We start from the raw sequence: 16,478 nt of genomic DNA, 5'->3' as shown, positions 1-16,478 counted from the left end.
TACCAAATTGTTAAAGAACGTTGCTTTTGATTCAGCGCTAGGCCGTGTCTCAAGCGGGATGCGAATAATACGCCTCCCAGTTTTGAAGTCAACGTTTAATTTCAATTTTTTCAAATTAATTTCAACTTATTTTAACTTCATACTCAGCGTTACTTTGAAAGTTGGAAACTTGATAAAAACATTATCTCGTTGCCTCGCTGCGTTGTGGGGGCGCATTATAGAGATCTAACTTCACCCGTCAACGCTTTTTTTGAAGTTTTTTAATAAAAATATGATCTTTTTTGTTTTTGTTCAAAAAACACTCAACCCCTTGTGCTAATTGGTTATTATTGAATCAATCTTAACTACACATACTATATTTTCAGCGTCTAGGTACACTTTGAGGCTATAAAGCACGGATAAACTAACTTATATATGTGTATATAAGCCTTAATAGCTCATACAGTACATTTATGACACAATAGTACCCAGTTAACATTATTAATTGGATTTACACCATGTCAGCATTAGGTACTTTATATGTTGTGTCCGCTCCGAGTGGAGCCGGAAAATCTAGCTTGATTAAAGCTTACCTTGACCAAGAACAAAACGATCTGGCGCAAGTTTCTGTTTCTCATACCACTCGCGCTCCTCGTCCAGGTGAAGAAAATACTATTCATTACCACTTTGTATCTGAAGATGATTTCAAGGCAATGATCAAACAGGGTGACTTTTTTGAATGGGCAGAGGTATTCGGCAACTATTATGGGACGTCAAAAAAAGCCATCGAAGATACTTTAGCCCAAGGTAAAGATGTATTTTTAGATATCGATTGGCAGGGTGCTAGACAGGTTGTTGAATTGATGCCAACGGCCAAACGCATCTTTATATTGCCGCCATCAAAGCAAGAACTCGAATCACGTCTTAATAATAGAGGACAAGACTCAGCAGAAGTTATCGCTGATCGAATGGCACAAGCACAAAGCGAAATGTCACACTACAATGAATACGACTACATCGTTATCAACGACGACTTCGATACTGCGTTAGCAGACTTTACTGCGATATTAAGAGCACAAAGAACGAGTCAAAGTATTCAAACAAAAAAACACCAGAACTTGCTCTCTGATCTATTGGCGTAATGCTTTTGATCATATAGAATGTCACGTTCGATTAAAAATTAACTTGCTGTCTGTTTAATTACAGACTCATACATAGCGGAGATATAAATGGCTCGCGTAACAGTTGAAGGTGCTGTAGAACAATCAGGCAACCGTTTCGATTTAATTTTAACAGCTGCACGTCGTGCTCGTCAGATTGCTACTGAAGGTAAAGATCCTTTAGTTGAAGCAGGTAATGACAAGCCAACAGTCGTTGCATTACGTGAGATCGAAGAAGGTCTTATCAGCAATGAAATCATGGATGCTCAAGAGCGCCAAGAAACAGCTCAGCAAGAAGCAGCAGAATTAGCGGCAGTAGCAGCAATTGCAGGTTCAAGCCAAGAGTAATTGACTTCCCTATTTATTCTTTAAAAATCGAGCTTTTATAACTGTACTTAACAGTTATTGGCTCGATTTTTTATTTCTATACTGCCAAACTTACATAAAGGCGCCAGCCTACTTACCTGTTAACCAGAAATTCTTACGGAGTGGATGTGGAGCTGTTTGAGGATCTACAAGACCAAGTTGCTAGTTTTTTAAATGCTGATCATGTAGCGATGATCCGCGATGCCTATATCGTTGCGCGAGACGCACACGAGGGGCAATATCGATCGAGTGGTGAGCCTTATATTACCCACCCTGTTGCAGTAACGCGTATCTTGGCCAATATGCATTTAGATCACGAAACTTTATGTGCAGCCCTACTCCATGACACGATAGAAGACACAGATGTAACTAAAGACGATTTGGCTGAACGATTTGGCCATACTGTTGCGGATTTAGTTGAAGGTGTAAGTAAGCTCGATAAAATTCACTTTCGTTCAAAGCAAGAAGCACAAGCGGAAAACTTCCGAAAAATGATGATGGCAATGGTGCAAGACATCCGTGTTATCTTAATTAAACTTGCAGACAGAACTCACAATATGCGCACGCTAGGCTCGTTAAGACCAGATAAACGTCGCAGAATTGCATTAGAAACACTCGAGATTTACAGCCCTATCGCACACCGTTTAGGTATTCATGACATCAAAAATGAGTTAGAGAACTTAGGTTTTGCTGCCATGCACCCAATGCGTCATCGCGCACTGTCTGCTGCTGTCAAACAAGCACGTGGCAACCGCAAAGAAGTCATTGAAAAAATCAAAAATGAAATCACAGAGCGCATTCGCGAAGTAGGTATTGAATGCCAGATTTTAGGCCGAGAGAAACATCTTTATAGTCTTTATCGCAAGATGAAAAATAAAGAGCTGATGTTCAATGATGTAATGGATATCTATGCCTTTCGGGTGATCGTTAAAGATGTCGATACCTGCTATCGCACATTAGGCGTGGTACATAATTTATTTAAACCTATTAACCAAAGGTTTAAAGATTACATCGCTATCCCTCGTATCAACGGCTATCAATCATTACACACAAGTTTAATTGGCCCACACGGTATCCCGCTTGAAATTCAAATTCGCACGCACGATATGGAAATGATGGCCGATAAAGGTGTTGCGGCTCACTGGTTATATAAAGGTACAGACAGCTCAGGAACAACAGCGCAGGTTCGTGCTCGCCGTTGGATGCAAAGCCTGGTAGAGCTACAGCAAAGTGTAGGTAGCTCTTATGAATTTATCGACAATGTTAAATCTGATTTATTCCCAGAAGAAATTTATCTATTCACCCCAGATGGCAATATTATCGAATTACCGCAAGGCGCGACTCCAGTTGATTTTGCTTATGCCGTGCATACCGATGTCGGTCAAACTTGTATTGGTGCAAAGGTCAACCGTAGGCCTCATCCACTAAATCAGCCGCTAGCAACTGGCCAGACAGTAGAAATCATTACTTCGCCAGGTGCACGACCAAACGCTAACTGGCTAAACTTTGTCATTACAGCAAAAGCTCGATTAAGTATTCGTAACTATCTGAAAAAACTGAAAAGTGAAGAGTCGGTAGAGCTTGGTAAACGCTTGTTAAAAGTCGCATTGCACGGGGTAGAAATTAATGACATCCCAGAAGATACATTGCAAAGAGTATTAGATGAAGCCAAGTTACAAACACTACATCAGCTTCTCGCTGAGATAGGCCTAGGTAACTTAATGGCGGTAGTCATTGCTCAAAAATTACTAGGTGACCTTGATGACAACGCGAATTTAACACCTCAGCAAAAAGTATCAATAAAAGGTGCAGGTGGTATGTTGGTCAGTTTTGGTAAGTGTTGTCGACCGATTCCGGGCGATCACATCATTGCTCATGTAAGCCCAGGTAAAGGTTTAGTTGTTCACCAAGCATCGTGTAAAAATGTTCGTTCAGCAAAAGAAGAGCCGTCTAAATACACTGAAGTTAGCTGGGATAATGCACCTGACGAAGAGTTTTCATGCTATTTGCGCATTGAAATGCACAATATCCAAGGTTCATTAGCAAAACTTACGACGGCGATTGCTCGATGTGATTCAAATATCCAAAGTATGAACTCTGAGGATAAAGATAATTACTTATATACGGTCGATCTAGTCACAACAGTTAAAGATCGAGTACATTTAGCGCAAATCATTAAAAAAGTTCGTCATTTAGACGAAGTAAGAAAAATTGTTCGCCATAAAAAATAAGCGAATTAAAAGAAGGAATTCATTATGTCAAAGCAAATTATTTCTACTGAAAATGCGCCAGCGGCAATCGGTACTTATAGCCAAGCAGTAAAGGTAGGTACAACAGTCTACTTATCAGGTCAGATCCCACTTGTACCAGAAACAATGGAATTAAATAGCGAAGACTTTGCTGAACAAGCTGACCAAGTTTTCAAAAACTTAAGTGCAGTGTGTGAAGCGGCTGGTGGTTCTTTAAATGACATGGTTAAAGTGAATATCTTCTTATTAGATTTAGCTAACTTTGCCACTGTAAACGAGATCATGGCGAAGTACTTTGAACAGCCGTACCCTGCTCGTGCTGCAATTGGTATTGGTCAATTACCACGTGGTGCCCAAATTGAAATTGATGGTGTTTTAGAGTTACCTAGCACTAACTAATTGGCACTATTGGCTTATTAGGAAAGTCGAGCTTGTCTCGGCTTTTTTGTTTGTAGAAAAAGAAGTAGTTTGATTATGAGTCCAGAACGTTTTGCTAAAATGCAAAAGATTTTGAGTCAGCGACAACCTGATTTAACCGTTTGCATGGAGCAAGTTCACAAAAGGCATAATTTTTCAGCCATAGCTAGAACAGCTGATGCAGTAGGTTGCCATGATGTCCATGCGGTTTGGCCAGAGGACAGACGTTCACTTGGTGGAGGAACTGCTGGTGGAAGTCAAAACTGGTTAAATATTCATATGTACGATCATATTGATCAAGCATTTGATCAGTTCAAATCTCAAGGCATGCAGGTGCTTGCAACTCACCTTGCTGCTGACTCCGTTGATTTTAGAGAGATTGATTACACTAAACCAACATGTGTGCTTATGGGTACGGAGCGTGATGGTATTACTGAATATGCATTATCAAAAGCAGATCACAACATAGTTGTTCCTATGATGGGCATGGTGCAATCGCTTAATGTATCTGTTGCTTGCTCACTCATTTTATATGAAGCGCAAAGACAAAGACAAAATGCCAATATGTATGGCCCAAGGAAAATTTCAGATGAAGAATACCATCGAATTATCTTTGAAAATGGCCATCCAGTATATGCTAAGCATTGTAAGAGAAAAGGTTTAGCCTATCCCGAGTTAGATGAACAAGGGCAGATTGTTGCACCAGACGACTGGTGGGATGCACTCAGAAAAGCTGACTAAGCTTGGTATTAATACGAGTAAAGAAAAGGCAGCCAATTGGCTGCCTTTTCTTTATGGTTGGATGTGAAACTTCTTCTCAGACAATAAACCGATTATTTCTTTACTGCCTCTAGGATATTTAAGCACGCGTTTGCACAAAGCATATAAACCGGCTGATGTGAATAGGTAAACGGCCAATACGCTTAAAATAAAAATAGTTAACATGAAAATCCTTCCTCATAACCTCCTGATTTTATGGACAAATTATGATTGAAGGGCAAACCAAATAACAGAACCTAATCAAAGTGATATATAACAATTTCTGCCATTTTTTAAGCAATAAATTTAACTTAACAATTATTTAACACTTATATTTTTAGCGGTTTTGTGGCTTAATACGTGGGAATAGCGAGCACACTCGCCAAAAAAAATAACAGGCACATTATCTATTGAAGTGCTGATGGAGCAATTAATGGCTAATCATTTTTCTTTTATAAATAACAAACCCATTATTCAACATGCTTTAGCTGGTTTGTTTGCCGTACTTATCTTTGCTTGGTTAGGTTGGACTTTACTTGATGAAGCCGTCCTCAGAACCAGCTTTGTTCACGGCAGTTACCTAATTATCTTAACGCTTTTGGCAACTTGGGCATTTACATTTAGCTACTACCTCAAACGCAGTGATTTTCAAATCAAAGAATACTGGCAAGAGCACAAAGTCGGAATCCTCTTTGTTCTAGCTCTAGTCGCATTTGTTTTCTTATCGGTTACCGCCAAACTCAGGGTCTTCAGTGATGAATCCAACTTGGCTTCTATCGCTATGTCGATGGCCTTTGAAAACACCGTCTATAACTCGACAATGGGCCTTTGGTACTACGACGCTTATCACGCGGTGACCAATCTGATACCTAAACGACCACTCGTATTCCCCACACTGGTTTCTGTTGTCCATACCTTGACGGGTTATCGCGTTGAAAACGCCTTTATTGTCAATGGCATTGCGCTAACTGCACTACTTTGGTTAGTTTATTTGGTAACAGCGCGTCGCCTAGGAAAAATTGCAGGTTACTGTGCTTGCTTGTTTGTACTGACACAACCGGTTGTTTCGATTACTGCAACATCTGGCGGCTTTGATATTCTATCGACGTGTTTTGCTCTTATTACGGCTATTGCTTTTGCCCGCTACGTTGATAAGCCAAGCGCATTAACGCTTGCCCTCTTGTGGATTACCTTTTTAGTATTTGCCAACATCCGCTACGAATCTTTGGTCTACGCTGGTGTGATGGCTGTAGCCTTACTGATATTTCGCAAAATTCGCTGGCAAGATGTTAAAGCCAATTTAGTGTTAATTGGTCCAAGTTTACTTTGGCTTTTACCCACTATTTGGCAGCGAATTCTTTCACAAGGCAAATATGAAAACCCTGATGATCGCGGCGTTTTGAGCTTAGAGGCAATGGGTGAGCATTTCGAGGAATTAATCGAAGCGCAAACGATGTGGGATTTTGTTTTACCTTACGCACCTGTCTTGACCTATTTTGCCATTGCCGTCGCTATATTTTGGCTTGGTTACTGGGCAATGAACAAACCCAGTTTTAAAGGTAATGATTTAGCTAAATTCTCAACATTATTTGTTTGTTTAGCCATTAATTTATCCATCTTCTTAGCGCACCATAATGGCTATTTCCACGGTCCAACGTCCGTTAGATTCTATTTAATATTCTCAATTGCATTGGCCTGGTTGCCTGTTACTTTATTTACGTTGCCATCAGAGAGATTGAAAAAAGGTTTATTAGGTTTAGCGGGGGTATTGTTCCTGACTTATCACAGTGCCGCTATGACAGACAAAACAACTAAAAAATTACTCTCTGGTCGTAATGTCGCTTTAGTTAATCAAGTCATTGCTGAACAACCAACTAAGAACTTTTTGTTGATTACGTCTCACCCTGGTCGCCATACTATTCAAAATATTGGTGCGGTTAATTTCTCTCATGCCAGAAGAAAAGAACGAACCGTATTACGTGACTTTAAAAACTACCTACACGAAGACATTATCGTGGCCCAGCGTATTGATCAGGCAACAGGAAAACCAATAGACAGCGACAAGCTACCTGAGAGCTTCAAGCTTGAGCCTTATCGTGGAATGAAGTTTAGATCCAATCAATACTTACTCATTTCAAAAGTAGTAAGAGAGACTGAATAAACACAGGTTTTATTGCAGATAAATAAAAAGCCAGTACTTATTTGTACTGGCTTTTTTAATTTCAAAACTTAATTGTTGGTTTCGGTTTTAGTGAATAATAACCAATGAAAAAGTGCAATTAAGCCAATTCCTATAGCTAACCATAAAGTACATAATCTGAATATCAAGCTGACTGCTACCGCTATTTCCGCATCAACACCTTGACTGATTAATAACAAAGAAAGGCTCGCTTCTGTTGCACCTAACCCAGCAGGCACAAAAGAAAGTGCACCGAGTAAAGTACTTAATCCATATATTCCCACCACAATATACCAAGGCCAATCAGTACCGACATCAAAAGCACTCAGTACAAAGTGCAGCACAGCTACCTGCGATAACCAACCGAATAAAGTCAAAGGCACGGTTTTAGGTAGGTAAGACAGGGATAAGAATGATTTTAAGCAGACAAAAAAGTCATCTAAATCGAATAAAAAATGTTGCTTACTCATTTTAATACGCAGCTTTTTGCTGAGCCATGCCATCAAGCTCAATAGCAACTGATGTGGCGTATTAGATGATAGCAGCAGAAAGACGAATAAAATGAGTGAAGCTGCCATGATAAAAAACAACGAATACTCTGGCATCAAACTCAGCGCCACAGCAGCAAGTAGTAGCACAACCAATAAATCCTGCAGGCGCTCGGCAAAAAAAGCAGCCAAACTAGGTGCGTAATCGATACCTATTCGCTTTAAAAAAACTGAACGCAAGGTTTCCCCAATTTTGGCTGGCGTCGCACTCAGTACAAACCCCAATAAGTATATTTGGTGCAAATGGATAACTTTAGCTCTGAGCGGCAGATAATCTCGCATTAGAACATGCCAGCGCGCTAAACGAGCTAAATAACTTAGACATGCAAAACAGACAAAGACAGCATAGTCATGTACTTCTAGCCGCTTTATTTGCTGCCACACCAAAGTAAGATCAACAAAACTAAAAAGCCCAATAAAAAAAGCGGCGACCAGTAAAACACTGAGCACCGCTGTCATCATTTTTTTTGTTGGCTTAAACCCTGCCATATAGCGTTAAAGTGTTGGGTTAACAAGAAAAACTAAGTAAGCCGTTATTACACCAACAATTGCGCCAGCGAAGATTTCGACTTTAGTATGCCCCATTCGCTCTCGAAGAGGCTTATGCTCGCTGCCTTTAGTCAACTCATTGATGCGTTGTGCCTGCAAACCCACTTTGATGCGTAAGCTGTTAGCATCCAACATCACGATATAACAAAGTGCCACAGCAACACCAAAAGCAGGATGGCCGATACCTTCGCGTAAAGCGACTAACGCAGCAGCACTAGTAACAATCGCAGAGTGATTACTCGGCAAGCCGCCATAGCCAATTAAATCAAAGGCCAACCGCTTTTCTCTTATGCAATTGATGGCAAATTTACTGCAACCGGCAATAAGCCAAGCGATAAAAGGGGTAATTAAGTAAGCTAAATCCATATTATTATATTCTTTTCAGTACTTATACTGGCCAAATAGACCACGCACAAGCAGCCCCCCACAACACAACAGTTACCAGTAACTGCCAATCAGAAAGTAATGCATCAGTTGGCGATTCACCGCCATCAAGCTTTTCAACAACATACCAATATCTGAATAAGCCAAACAATACAAACGGAATGGTTATCACCAAGTCGGTACGAGCTGTCATCACAAACAAGCTATAGAAAAGTAACGCACCCGTTGCCGACATTTCAGCATAACGGTCAACCAGAGAAACACTGTAATGTTGTAATACGCTTCGGCCTGACTTACCACTTTGGGTCAATTCTTGACGGCGTTTAACCGCAGCGAGATAAAGCGCTAAACATAATGTTGTAACAAACATCCAAGAAGAAACGGGTACATCAAGTGCCATAGCACCGGCAAATACCCTGATCACAAACCCAATAGCAATCGTAAATATGTCTACTACCGGTTGGTGTTTTAACCACAAGGTATAAGCGACATTGATAATTAAATATACCGAAATCACCATGATGACTTTAGGCATAACAAAAAACGCAGCGATTAATAGTCCGTATAAAACGACTAGTAAGCCAATAGCATGAGGGATTTTAACTTGTCCGGAAGCTAGCGGGCGCTTTTTAGATTTAGTTGGGTGTAACCTATCTTTTTCAATGTCTTTCATGTCATTGATAATGTAGGTTGCAGATGAAGCGATACAGAAAAGTACCACAGCCATTAACACTTGGTTAACAGCATTTATATCGAGAAATTGACCGGAAAATATCAGTGGCGCAACCACGAATGCGTTCTTGACCCATTGCTTAGGGCGCATTAATTTAAGCAATCCGAGAAAAACTGAGTTATTATGGGCGCTTTCAGTAATAGCTGTCATAAAGTGCAGTTCCTTTTTAATTGTTAATATTTTGTTATGAACAAACCACTAATTTACACTATGTTTGCTGTCATAGCTACTATAGCTAACATCGCAAGCCAAGACTTAACCACACGTGTTTATACAGGACCGTACGATCTCTTTGTAGCTATTATTGTCGGTACAGGTGTCGGTTTAGTGATCAAATACTACCTAGATAAAAAATATATCTTTGATTTTCAGACTAAAAATATCAAGGACGACGGTAAAACATTTGGTTTATACAGTCTAATGGGTCTGGTGACCACATTCATCTTTTGGGGTATGGAGTTTACCTTTGATGCTATTTTCCAAACTAAAGCAATGCGCTATACAGGTGGTGTAATTGGCTTAGCCATTGGCTACTACATTAAATACCAATTAGATAAGCGTTATGTTTTTGTCACTAAAGAGGCATAAATGGAATTAACAAGTTGGGGGCAATACCCTCGTGCGAACAGTGAGCTTTTCTCACCGAGTAATCAACTGAGCTTAACTAACGCACTAATAGAACAAACAGAAGCAAGTAGCATAGCAAGAGGCTTAGGACGAAGTTACGGTGATAGTGCATTAGCCAACAAAGTTATTCGCTCAAATCAGTTTACCCACTTTATAGATTTTGATGTTGAAAAAGGTATCTTAACCTGTGGATCAGGCGTTTCACTGGCCGATATTTTAGCGACGTTTGTGCCTAAAGGTTGGTTTGTACAAGTGACGCCAGGTACAAAATTTGTCACTGTTGGCGGCGCAATTGCAAGTGATGTTCACGGCAAAAACCATCACCTAGATGGCTGCTTTAGTCAACACGTTTTGGGTTTCAAAATGGCATTGGCATCAGGAGAAGTGGTTCACTGCTCTCGTCAGTCGCATCCTGAACTATTTTTTGCGACTTGTGGCGGAATGGGTTTAACGGGTGTAATTGTTGAAGTTGAGCTGCAATTGCTACCTATTAGCTCTAGCTATATCAATCAAACAACTATCAAAGCGGAAAACTTAGAACAAGCACTGACGCTGTTTGAACAGCACTACGATACGACTTACTCTGTTGCTTGGATTGATTGTTTGGCAACTGGCGACAGCCTAGGCCGTTCGTTATTGATGTTTGGTGAGCACGATAGCGATGGCGCATTAGAAGCAGGAAGCGAAGGTAAGCTCGCTGTGCCATTTAATATGCCGAGCTTTTTACTGAACAAATACTCAATTCAAGCGTTTAATAGCTTATATTACGCCCGCGTTCGAGAAAGTGAATCGCAGCAATATATCCACTACGAACCTTTCTTCTATCCATTAGATGGTATCCACAATTGGAATCGCATGTACGGTAAAAACGGTTTTACCCAGTACCAATTTGCGATCCCAAAAGAAAATGGTTTAGCAGGTATGACTGAGATCTTAACCCGTATCAGTGATTCAAAAAGGGGCTCATTCTTAGCAGTATTAAAAGCTTTTGGACAAGCCAATGACAATTACCTGTCATTTCCTATTGAAGGTTACACCTTAGCACTCGACTTTAAACTTGAGCCGGGTTTATTTGAGCTACTTGAAGAGTTGGACCAAATTGTTTTAGCCTATGGCGGTCGTTTATATCTGACCAAAGATGCGCGTATGTCTGAACAGACATTCAAACAGAGCTATCCACTTTGGACTGAATTTGATCGAGTGCGAAAAGAGTACGGTGCTGATAAACTGTTTAATTCGCACCAATCTAAAAGATTAGGCTTATAAAAAACCGTAAGGTATAACCTTGTGTAAAGGTTAATAAAAACTATGAAGAATATTTTAATAATTGGCGCTAATTCTGCAATGGCACAAGCAGTAGCAAAACAATATGCTAATCGTGCTTGTTCGTTTTTTCTTGTTGCTAGAGATGGTGAAAAACTCGATACCTTAGCCAAAGATTTAACCATTAGAGGCGCTCATTCGGTGACTACTGCTGAGCTCGATGTGACGAACTTTATGGCTCACGCCCCTATCATTGAAGATGTCTTTGACCAGTTTGATCAACTTGACTTAGCTTTAATTGCTCACGGAACGTTACCCGACCAAACGGCTTGTCAAACAGATGTCGAACTGGCACTTAAAGAAATTCGCATCAATGCAACAAGCTCTATCGCATTGATGACGGATATCGCTAACCGTATGGAGCAACAAAAATCAGGCACAATCGCTTGTATTACATCAGTTGCAGGTGATCGCGGTCGACAGTCGAACTACCTCTATGGCAGTGCAAAAGCTATGGTTTCTACTTTCTTGCAAGGATTGCGAAACCGCTTAGATAAATCTGGCGTAAAGGTGATTGATATCAAACCAGGCTTTGTCGATACCCCAATGACAGCTGACTTTAAAAAAGGCGCGCTTTGGGCGACACCAGAAAAAGTAGCTAAAGACATCAGTAATGCCGTTGATAAAGGTAAAAGTAAAACACTATACACCCCAGGTTTTTGGGCGTTGATTATGTTAATCATCCGCAACATTCCTGAATTTATTTTCAAGAAGCTATCACTGTAGTCTCTATTTTCTGGCCATAACCTCGTTATGGCCTACTCTCCTAAAAGTAAACTTCTAAAAAATAGCGTCCCTGCACTATTAGTTTTTTACATCGGTTTTGTTAAAATGCGCGCCCTTTATTTATTTAGCTCAGGTTGCCCCAATGAAACTCAATCCAGCCCAACAAGAAGCGGTCGAATATGTCACTGGCCCATGTCTGGTATTAGCTGGAGCAGGTTCAGGTAAAACGAGAGTAATCACAAATAAAATCGCCCATATGATTTTGAACTGTGGTTACGATGCTAAAAATATTGCAGCTGTAACCTTTACCAACAAAGCAGCAAAAGAGATGAAAGAAAGGGTTGCACAAACCCTACCTAAAGGGAAAGGTCGCGGCTTAATTGTCTCAACATTCCACACCTTAGGTTTGGAAATCATCAAAAAAGAATTTAAAACCTTGGGCATTAAATCAGGCTTTTCTCTGTTTGATGATCAAGACAGTATGTCTTTGCTCAAAGAACTAACAGAAAAAGTGTTAGAGGGTGATAAAGATAAACTGAGATTATTGCAAAGTACCATTTCAAACTGGAAAAACGACCTCGTTTTACCCAAGCAAGCTCAAGCTAGAGCCCAAACACCAGATGAAGTCTACTTTTCGCAATGCTATGAGCAATACAACAAACTGCTGCAAGCTTATAACGCATTTGACTTTGATGACTTGATCTTAGTGCCCACGATGCTCTTTAAAAACAATGAAGAAGCTCAACAGAGATGGCAACGCCGTATTCGCTATTTGCTAGTAGATGAATATCAAGACACCAACTCAAGCCAGTATGAGTTAGTTAAGTTACTAGTGGGGCGTCGTGGCTTATTTACCGTAGTAGGAGATGATGACCAATCCATCTACAGTTGGCGTGGCGCAAAACCACAAAACTTGGTGTTGCTAAAAGAAGATTTCCCGCGCTTAAGGCTAATTAAACTAGAAGATAACTACCGTTCATACGGACGCATCTTACACGCAGCCAATATTTTAATTGCCAATAACCCCCACGTTTACGACAAAAAGCTAAAAGCCAACTTACAATATGGTGAGCCGCTAAGAGTACTGACAGCTAAAAACGAAGAGAATGAAGCAGAGCGCGTGATTGCCGAGATTATTTCTCAGCGCTTTATGAAAAAAACCAGCTATAAAGACTACGCTATTCTATACCGCGGTAATCATCAATCTCGAGTATTTGAAAAGGCTTTGATGACCAACCGTATTCCCTACAAAATTAGTGGTGGTCAGTCGTTTTTCTCCCGTGCTGAAATCAAAGATATCATGGCTTACTTAAAAGTCTTGGTCAATCCAGATGACGATAACTCTTTTATTCGTATTGTTAATACACCGCGACGCGAGATTGGACCAGCCACCCTAGAGAAACTAGGCGAGCTGGCTAATCAAAAGCACATCAGTATGTTTGCAGCAAGCTTTGAACCAGAAATAGCTAATGTGCTTTCTGGTAAACGCTTAGAAACATTACAAGCCTTTACTCGCTGGCTAGTCGAGCTGGATGATCAAGCAGAGCGCGGCGAGCCCATTCACGCAGTACGCGATATGATCAAAGGCGCACGTTATGAAGAGTGGTTATACGAAACCTCTCCAAGTGCAAAAGCAGCGGAAATGCGAATGAAAAATGTCAGCCAATTGTTTGGTTGGATCACTCAAATGCTAGAAGGTGATGCCAACAACGATGCGATGACATTAAAAGAAGTCGTGACGCGTTTAACCCTTAGAGACATGATGGAACGCGGTGAAGATGAAGACGAAGCCGATCAAGTACAGCTGATGACACTGCACGCATCTAAAGGTCTAGAGTTTCCTTATGTCTTTATGGTTGGTATGGAAGAGGGTTTATTACCTCACCAAGTGAGTATTGATGAAGACAACGAAGAAGAAGAGCGTCGTTTAGCCTATGTGGGTATTACACGGGCCCAACAAGAATTAACCTTTACCTTAGTTAAAGAGCGTCGCCAATTTGGTGAGCTGGTTCGCCCAGAACCGAGCCGTTTTTTACACGAGCTTCCGCAAAATGATTTAGAGTGGCAACTGGGTAAACGCAAGCAAACTGAAGAACAGCGAAAAGAAAAAGGTGCAACCGCCATCGCAAACTTAAGAGATATCTTAAAGCAGAATAGTTAACCCCTATTCTGCTTTTAAAAGTGGCGAATTATTTACGAAATGTCGATAAATCGCTAACAAAAACTTCCCTTCAAAAACCTCGTCAACAAACCATTGACGTAAAATCAGCATAAAAACGTGTTACGGCGGATATATTGTCCTGCTTGCTACATCAAAAAAATTTCAGCTAAGAGTCGTTTATGAACAAAATCAGTTACTTATCAGCCAGCATTGTACTGGCGCTAGGGTTAACCGCTTGTAATGCCAACAACAGTACAACATCCACTCAAACCAATGCTAACCAAATAACGCCTGTCGCAAACTATGTATCAGGTATAGAACTGGCAAATATGGACTTATCCGTTAAGCCACAAGATGACTTCTATCGCTTTGTAAATGGTCAATGGCTAGCAAATACAAAAATTCCTGCGGATAAATCTAACTATGGTTCATTTACAGGCCTTTATGAAGATTCTCAACAAGCGATGAAAGCTATCATCGAAAAAGCAGCAGCAGAGCCTGCAGCAAAAGGTTCAGATAGCCAAAAACTCGGTGACTTTTACCGTGCTTATATGAACCAAGCATTAGCCGAAGAATTAGGCATTAGCCCTATTGCGGATGATCTAGCGCAAATTGCACAAATTTCTTCTAAGCCAGAACTCATTGCAACTATGGCTAAATTTGATACCAAAGGCGTGCATACACCGCTGGGCTGGTTTGTAAATAACGATGCTAAACAATCTGAAATCAACGCCCTTTATTTCACTCAGTCAGGCTTGGGTTTACCCGATCGCGACTACTACCTCAAAACAGAAGAGAAATTTGTTAATTTCCGCAACGAATACACGGCCTACATAGCAGATATGCTAAAAGCGGTGGGGCATAAAAACCCAACACAAGCAGCAAAAAACGTATTAGCGCTAGAGACGCAACTTGCAGAGTCGCAATGGACTCGAACAGAAAGCCGTGATGCCAACAAAGTTTATAACAAGATGAGTACGGCTGAGTTCGATGCTTTGTTAGGTAAAGATATCCACTGGGCCGAGATCTCACGAGGCATTGGCTTTGATAAAGCACAAGACGTGATCGTTAGACAACCTTCATTTTTTGAAGGACTAGGTAAAGCGGTATCAAACAATGATGTGCAGGTATGGAAAGACTATTTAAGCTTTCACTATGTTGATGGTAAAGCTTCATTGTTGAATAAGGCTTTAGTTGATCGCCGATTTGCTTTTCGCTCAACAACTCTCAGCGGTATTACTGAGCAGAAACCCCGCTGGAAAAAAGCCGTTGATAATGCCAATGGTATCATAGGTGAGATTTTAGGTCGCTTATACGTCAAAGAACATTTCAAGCCAGAAGCCAAAGCGAGAATGAAACAGCTTGTCGATAACTTAATCCAAGCTTACAGCCAAGCAATTGATGAGCTTGAGTGGATGTCTGATGAAACGAAAAAAGCAGCGCAAGCTAAGCTAGCCGCATTTACCCCTAAAATAGGTTATCCAGATAAATGGAAAGACTATTCAGCACTTGAGATTAAAGCGGATGATTTAGTGGGTAACTACAAACGTTACTATGCTTGGTTAACACAAGAATACACATCGCGAATTGGCCAACCCGTTGATCGCAGTGAGTGGTACATGACTCCACAAACCGTCAATGCTTACTACAACCCTGTAAATAATGAAATTGTATTCCCTGCAGCTATTTTACAACCACCATTTTTCAATATGGAAGCTGAAGATGCGGTTAACTACGGTGGGATTGGCGCAGTTATCGGCCATGAGCTGGGCCACGGTTTTGACGACCAAGGTGCAAAATATGATGGCAACGGTAATTTAAACAACTGGTGGCAAGAATCAGATTTAGTTGAATTTAAAAAACGCGGTGACCAGTTAGCCGCTCAATTCGATGCCTACCAACCATTTGAAGATGCGAATGTGAATGGTCAATTCACCCTAGGTGAAAATATAGGTGATTTAGGTGGTCTTTCGGTTGCTTATCGCGCCTACCAAATTTCACTTCAAGGCCAACCGTCACCTGTTATGGATGGCTATACTGGCGAACAGCGCTTCTTTATGGGCTGGGCACAGATATGGCGTCGTTTATATCGCGATGAAGAGCTACGTCGTCGTTTAATGACAGATCCACACTCACCAAGTGAATATCGTGTAATTGGCATCATTGGTAATATGCCTGCGTTCTACCAAGCATTTGATGTGCAAGAAGGCGATAATATGTATATCGCACCAGAGGAGCGTGTAAAAATCTGGTAGACATAGATGAAAAAAGCTAGCACTCGCTAGCTTTTGCTGCATTTTAGCAACAAAAAAGCCGTG

At 40.8% G+C, this 16,478-nt stretch carries 15 protein-coding genes; 11 read left to right on the top strand and 4 right to left on the bottom strand.

Annotated features, from left to right (window positions below):
• Positions 1 to 497 precede the first annotated feature (497 nt).
• From gmk to trmH, 5 genes are all read left to right on the top strand, one after another.
• Positions 498 to 1,121, top strand: coding sequence for a guanylate kinase (gene gmk / locus HR060_RS03630; protein ID WP_174198911.1), 624 nt, complete (start codon positions 498 to 500; stop codon positions 1,119 to 1,121).
• Positions 1,122 to 1,208: 87 nt separating this feature from the next.
• Positions 1,209 to 1,487: a DNA-directed RNA polymerase subunit omega gene (gene rpoZ, locus HR060_RS03625; protein ID WP_174198910.1), complete on the top strand. Its 279-nt coding sequence runs from the start codon at positions 1,209 to 1,211 to the stop codon at positions 1,485 to 1,487.
• 146 nt (positions 1,488 to 1,633) lie between these two features.
• The gene (spoT, locus tag HR060_RS03620) at positions 1,634 to 3,736 is read left to right on the top strand and encodes a bifunctional GTP diphosphokinase/guanosine-3',5'-bis pyrophosphate 3'-pyrophosphohydrolase (RefSeq protein WP_174198909.1); all 2,103 of its coding nucleotides are present in this window, start codon (positions 1,634 to 1,636) and stop codon (positions 3,734 to 3,736) included.
• A 24-nt stretch (positions 3,737 to 3,760) separates the two neighbouring features.
• On the top strand, positions 3,761 to 4,153 hold the full coding sequence (locus HR060_RS03615) for a RidA family protein (RefSeq protein WP_174198908.1): 393 nt from the start codon (positions 3,761 to 3,763) through the stop codon (positions 4,151 to 4,153).
• Positions 4,154 to 4,228: 75 nt separating this feature from the next.
• Positions 4,229 to 4,912, top strand: a complete 684-nt coding sequence (gene trmH, locus HR060_RS03610) for a tRNA (guanosine(18)-2'-O)-methyltransferase TrmH (RefSeq protein ID WP_174198907.1) — start codon at positions 4,229 to 4,231, stop codon at positions 4,910 to 4,912.
• A 51-nt stretch (positions 4,913 to 4,963) separates the two neighbouring features.
• Here the strand turns inward: trmH and HR060_RS03605 are convergent, their stop codons facing one another.
• Positions 4,964 to 5,116: a hypothetical protein gene (locus HR060_RS03605; protein ID WP_174198906.1), complete on the bottom strand. Its 153-nt coding sequence runs from the start codon at positions 5,114 to 5,116 to the stop codon at positions 4,964 to 4,966.
• A 247-nt stretch (positions 5,117 to 5,363) separates the two neighbouring features.
• Between HR060_RS03605 and HR060_RS03600 the strand changes: the two genes are divergently transcribed.
• The gene (locus tag HR060_RS03600) at positions 5,364 to 7,091 is read left to right on the top strand and encodes a glycosyltransferase family 39 protein (protein WP_174198905.1); all 1,728 of its coding nucleotides are present in this window, start codon (positions 5,364 to 5,366) and stop codon (positions 7,089 to 7,091) included.
• Positions 7,092 to 7,159: 68 nt separating this feature from the next.
• On the opposite strand, the gene HR060_RS03595 is transcribed toward HR060_RS03600, so the two are convergent.
• From HR060_RS03595 to HR060_RS03585, 3 genes are read right to left on the bottom strand one after another with little or no spacing between them, the layout of a single operon-like run.
• Positions 7,160 to 8,119, bottom strand: coding sequence for a lysylphosphatidylglycerol synthase transmembrane domain-containing protein (locus HR060_RS03595; protein ID WP_174198904.1), 960 nt, complete (start codon positions 8,117 to 8,119; stop codon positions 7,160 to 7,162).
• 33 nt (positions 8,120 to 8,152) lie between these two features.
• Entirely contained in the window at positions 8,153 to 8,572 is a 420-nt protein-coding gene (locus HR060_RS03590; protein WP_174198903.1) for a divergent PAP2 family protein, read from the bottom strand.
• A gap of 22 nt (positions 8,573 to 8,594) precedes the next feature.
• Positions 8,595 to 9,473 (bottom strand): decaprenyl-phosphate phosphoribosyltransferase, encoded by an 879-nt coding sequence (locus HR060_RS03585; protein WP_174198902.1) that lies wholly within the window; start codon positions 9,471 to 9,473, stop codon positions 8,595 to 8,597.
• Between the two features lie 36 nt (positions 9,474 to 9,509).
• Here HR060_RS03585 and HR060_RS03580 point away from each other — a divergent pair, with 36 nt between their 5' ends.
• The 5 genes from HR060_RS03580 (at position 9,510) to HR060_RS03560 (ending at position 16,415) form a co-directional block, all read left to right on the top strand.
• The gene (locus HR060_RS03580) at positions 9,510 to 9,911 is read left to right on the top strand and encodes a GtrA family protein (RefSeq protein ID WP_174198901.1); all 402 of its coding nucleotides are present in this window, start codon (positions 9,510 to 9,512) and stop codon (positions 9,909 to 9,911) included.
• Positions 9,912 to 11,216, top strand: a complete 1,305-nt coding sequence (locus HR060_RS03575) for an FAD-binding oxidoreductase (RefSeq protein WP_174198900.1) — start codon at positions 9,912 to 9,914, stop codon at positions 11,214 to 11,216. It abuts the gene before it with no gap.
• A 42-nt stretch (positions 11,217 to 11,258) separates the two neighbouring features.
• The gene (locus HR060_RS03570) at positions 11,259 to 11,999 is read left to right on the top strand and encodes an SDR family oxidoreductase (protein ID WP_174198899.1); all 741 of its coding nucleotides are present in this window, start codon (positions 11,259 to 11,261) and stop codon (positions 11,997 to 11,999) included.
• A 142-nt stretch (positions 12,000 to 12,141) separates the two neighbouring features.
• Positions 12,142 to 14,160, top strand: coding sequence for a DNA helicase Rep (gene rep, locus HR060_RS03565; RefSeq protein WP_174198898.1), 2,019 nt, complete (start codon positions 12,142 to 12,144; stop codon positions 14,158 to 14,160).
• A gap of 179 nt (positions 14,161 to 14,339) precedes the next feature.
• Complete coding sequence (locus HR060_RS03560) at positions 14,340 to 16,415, top strand: M13 family metallopeptidase (protein ID WP_174198897.1); 2,076 nt, start codon at positions 14,340 to 14,342, stop codon at positions 16,413 to 16,415.
• The last annotated feature ends 63 nt before the right edge of the window (positions 16,416 to 16,478 follow it).

The organism is Marinifaba aquimaris (genome assembly GCF_013328345.1).
Lineage (GTDB): Bacteria > Pseudomonadota > Gammaproteobacteria > Enterobacterales > Alteromonadaceae > Marinifaba > Marinifaba aquimaris.
Note: the sequence above shows the minus strand (reverse complement) of the source record. Positions and strands in the feature narration are given on the sequence as shown.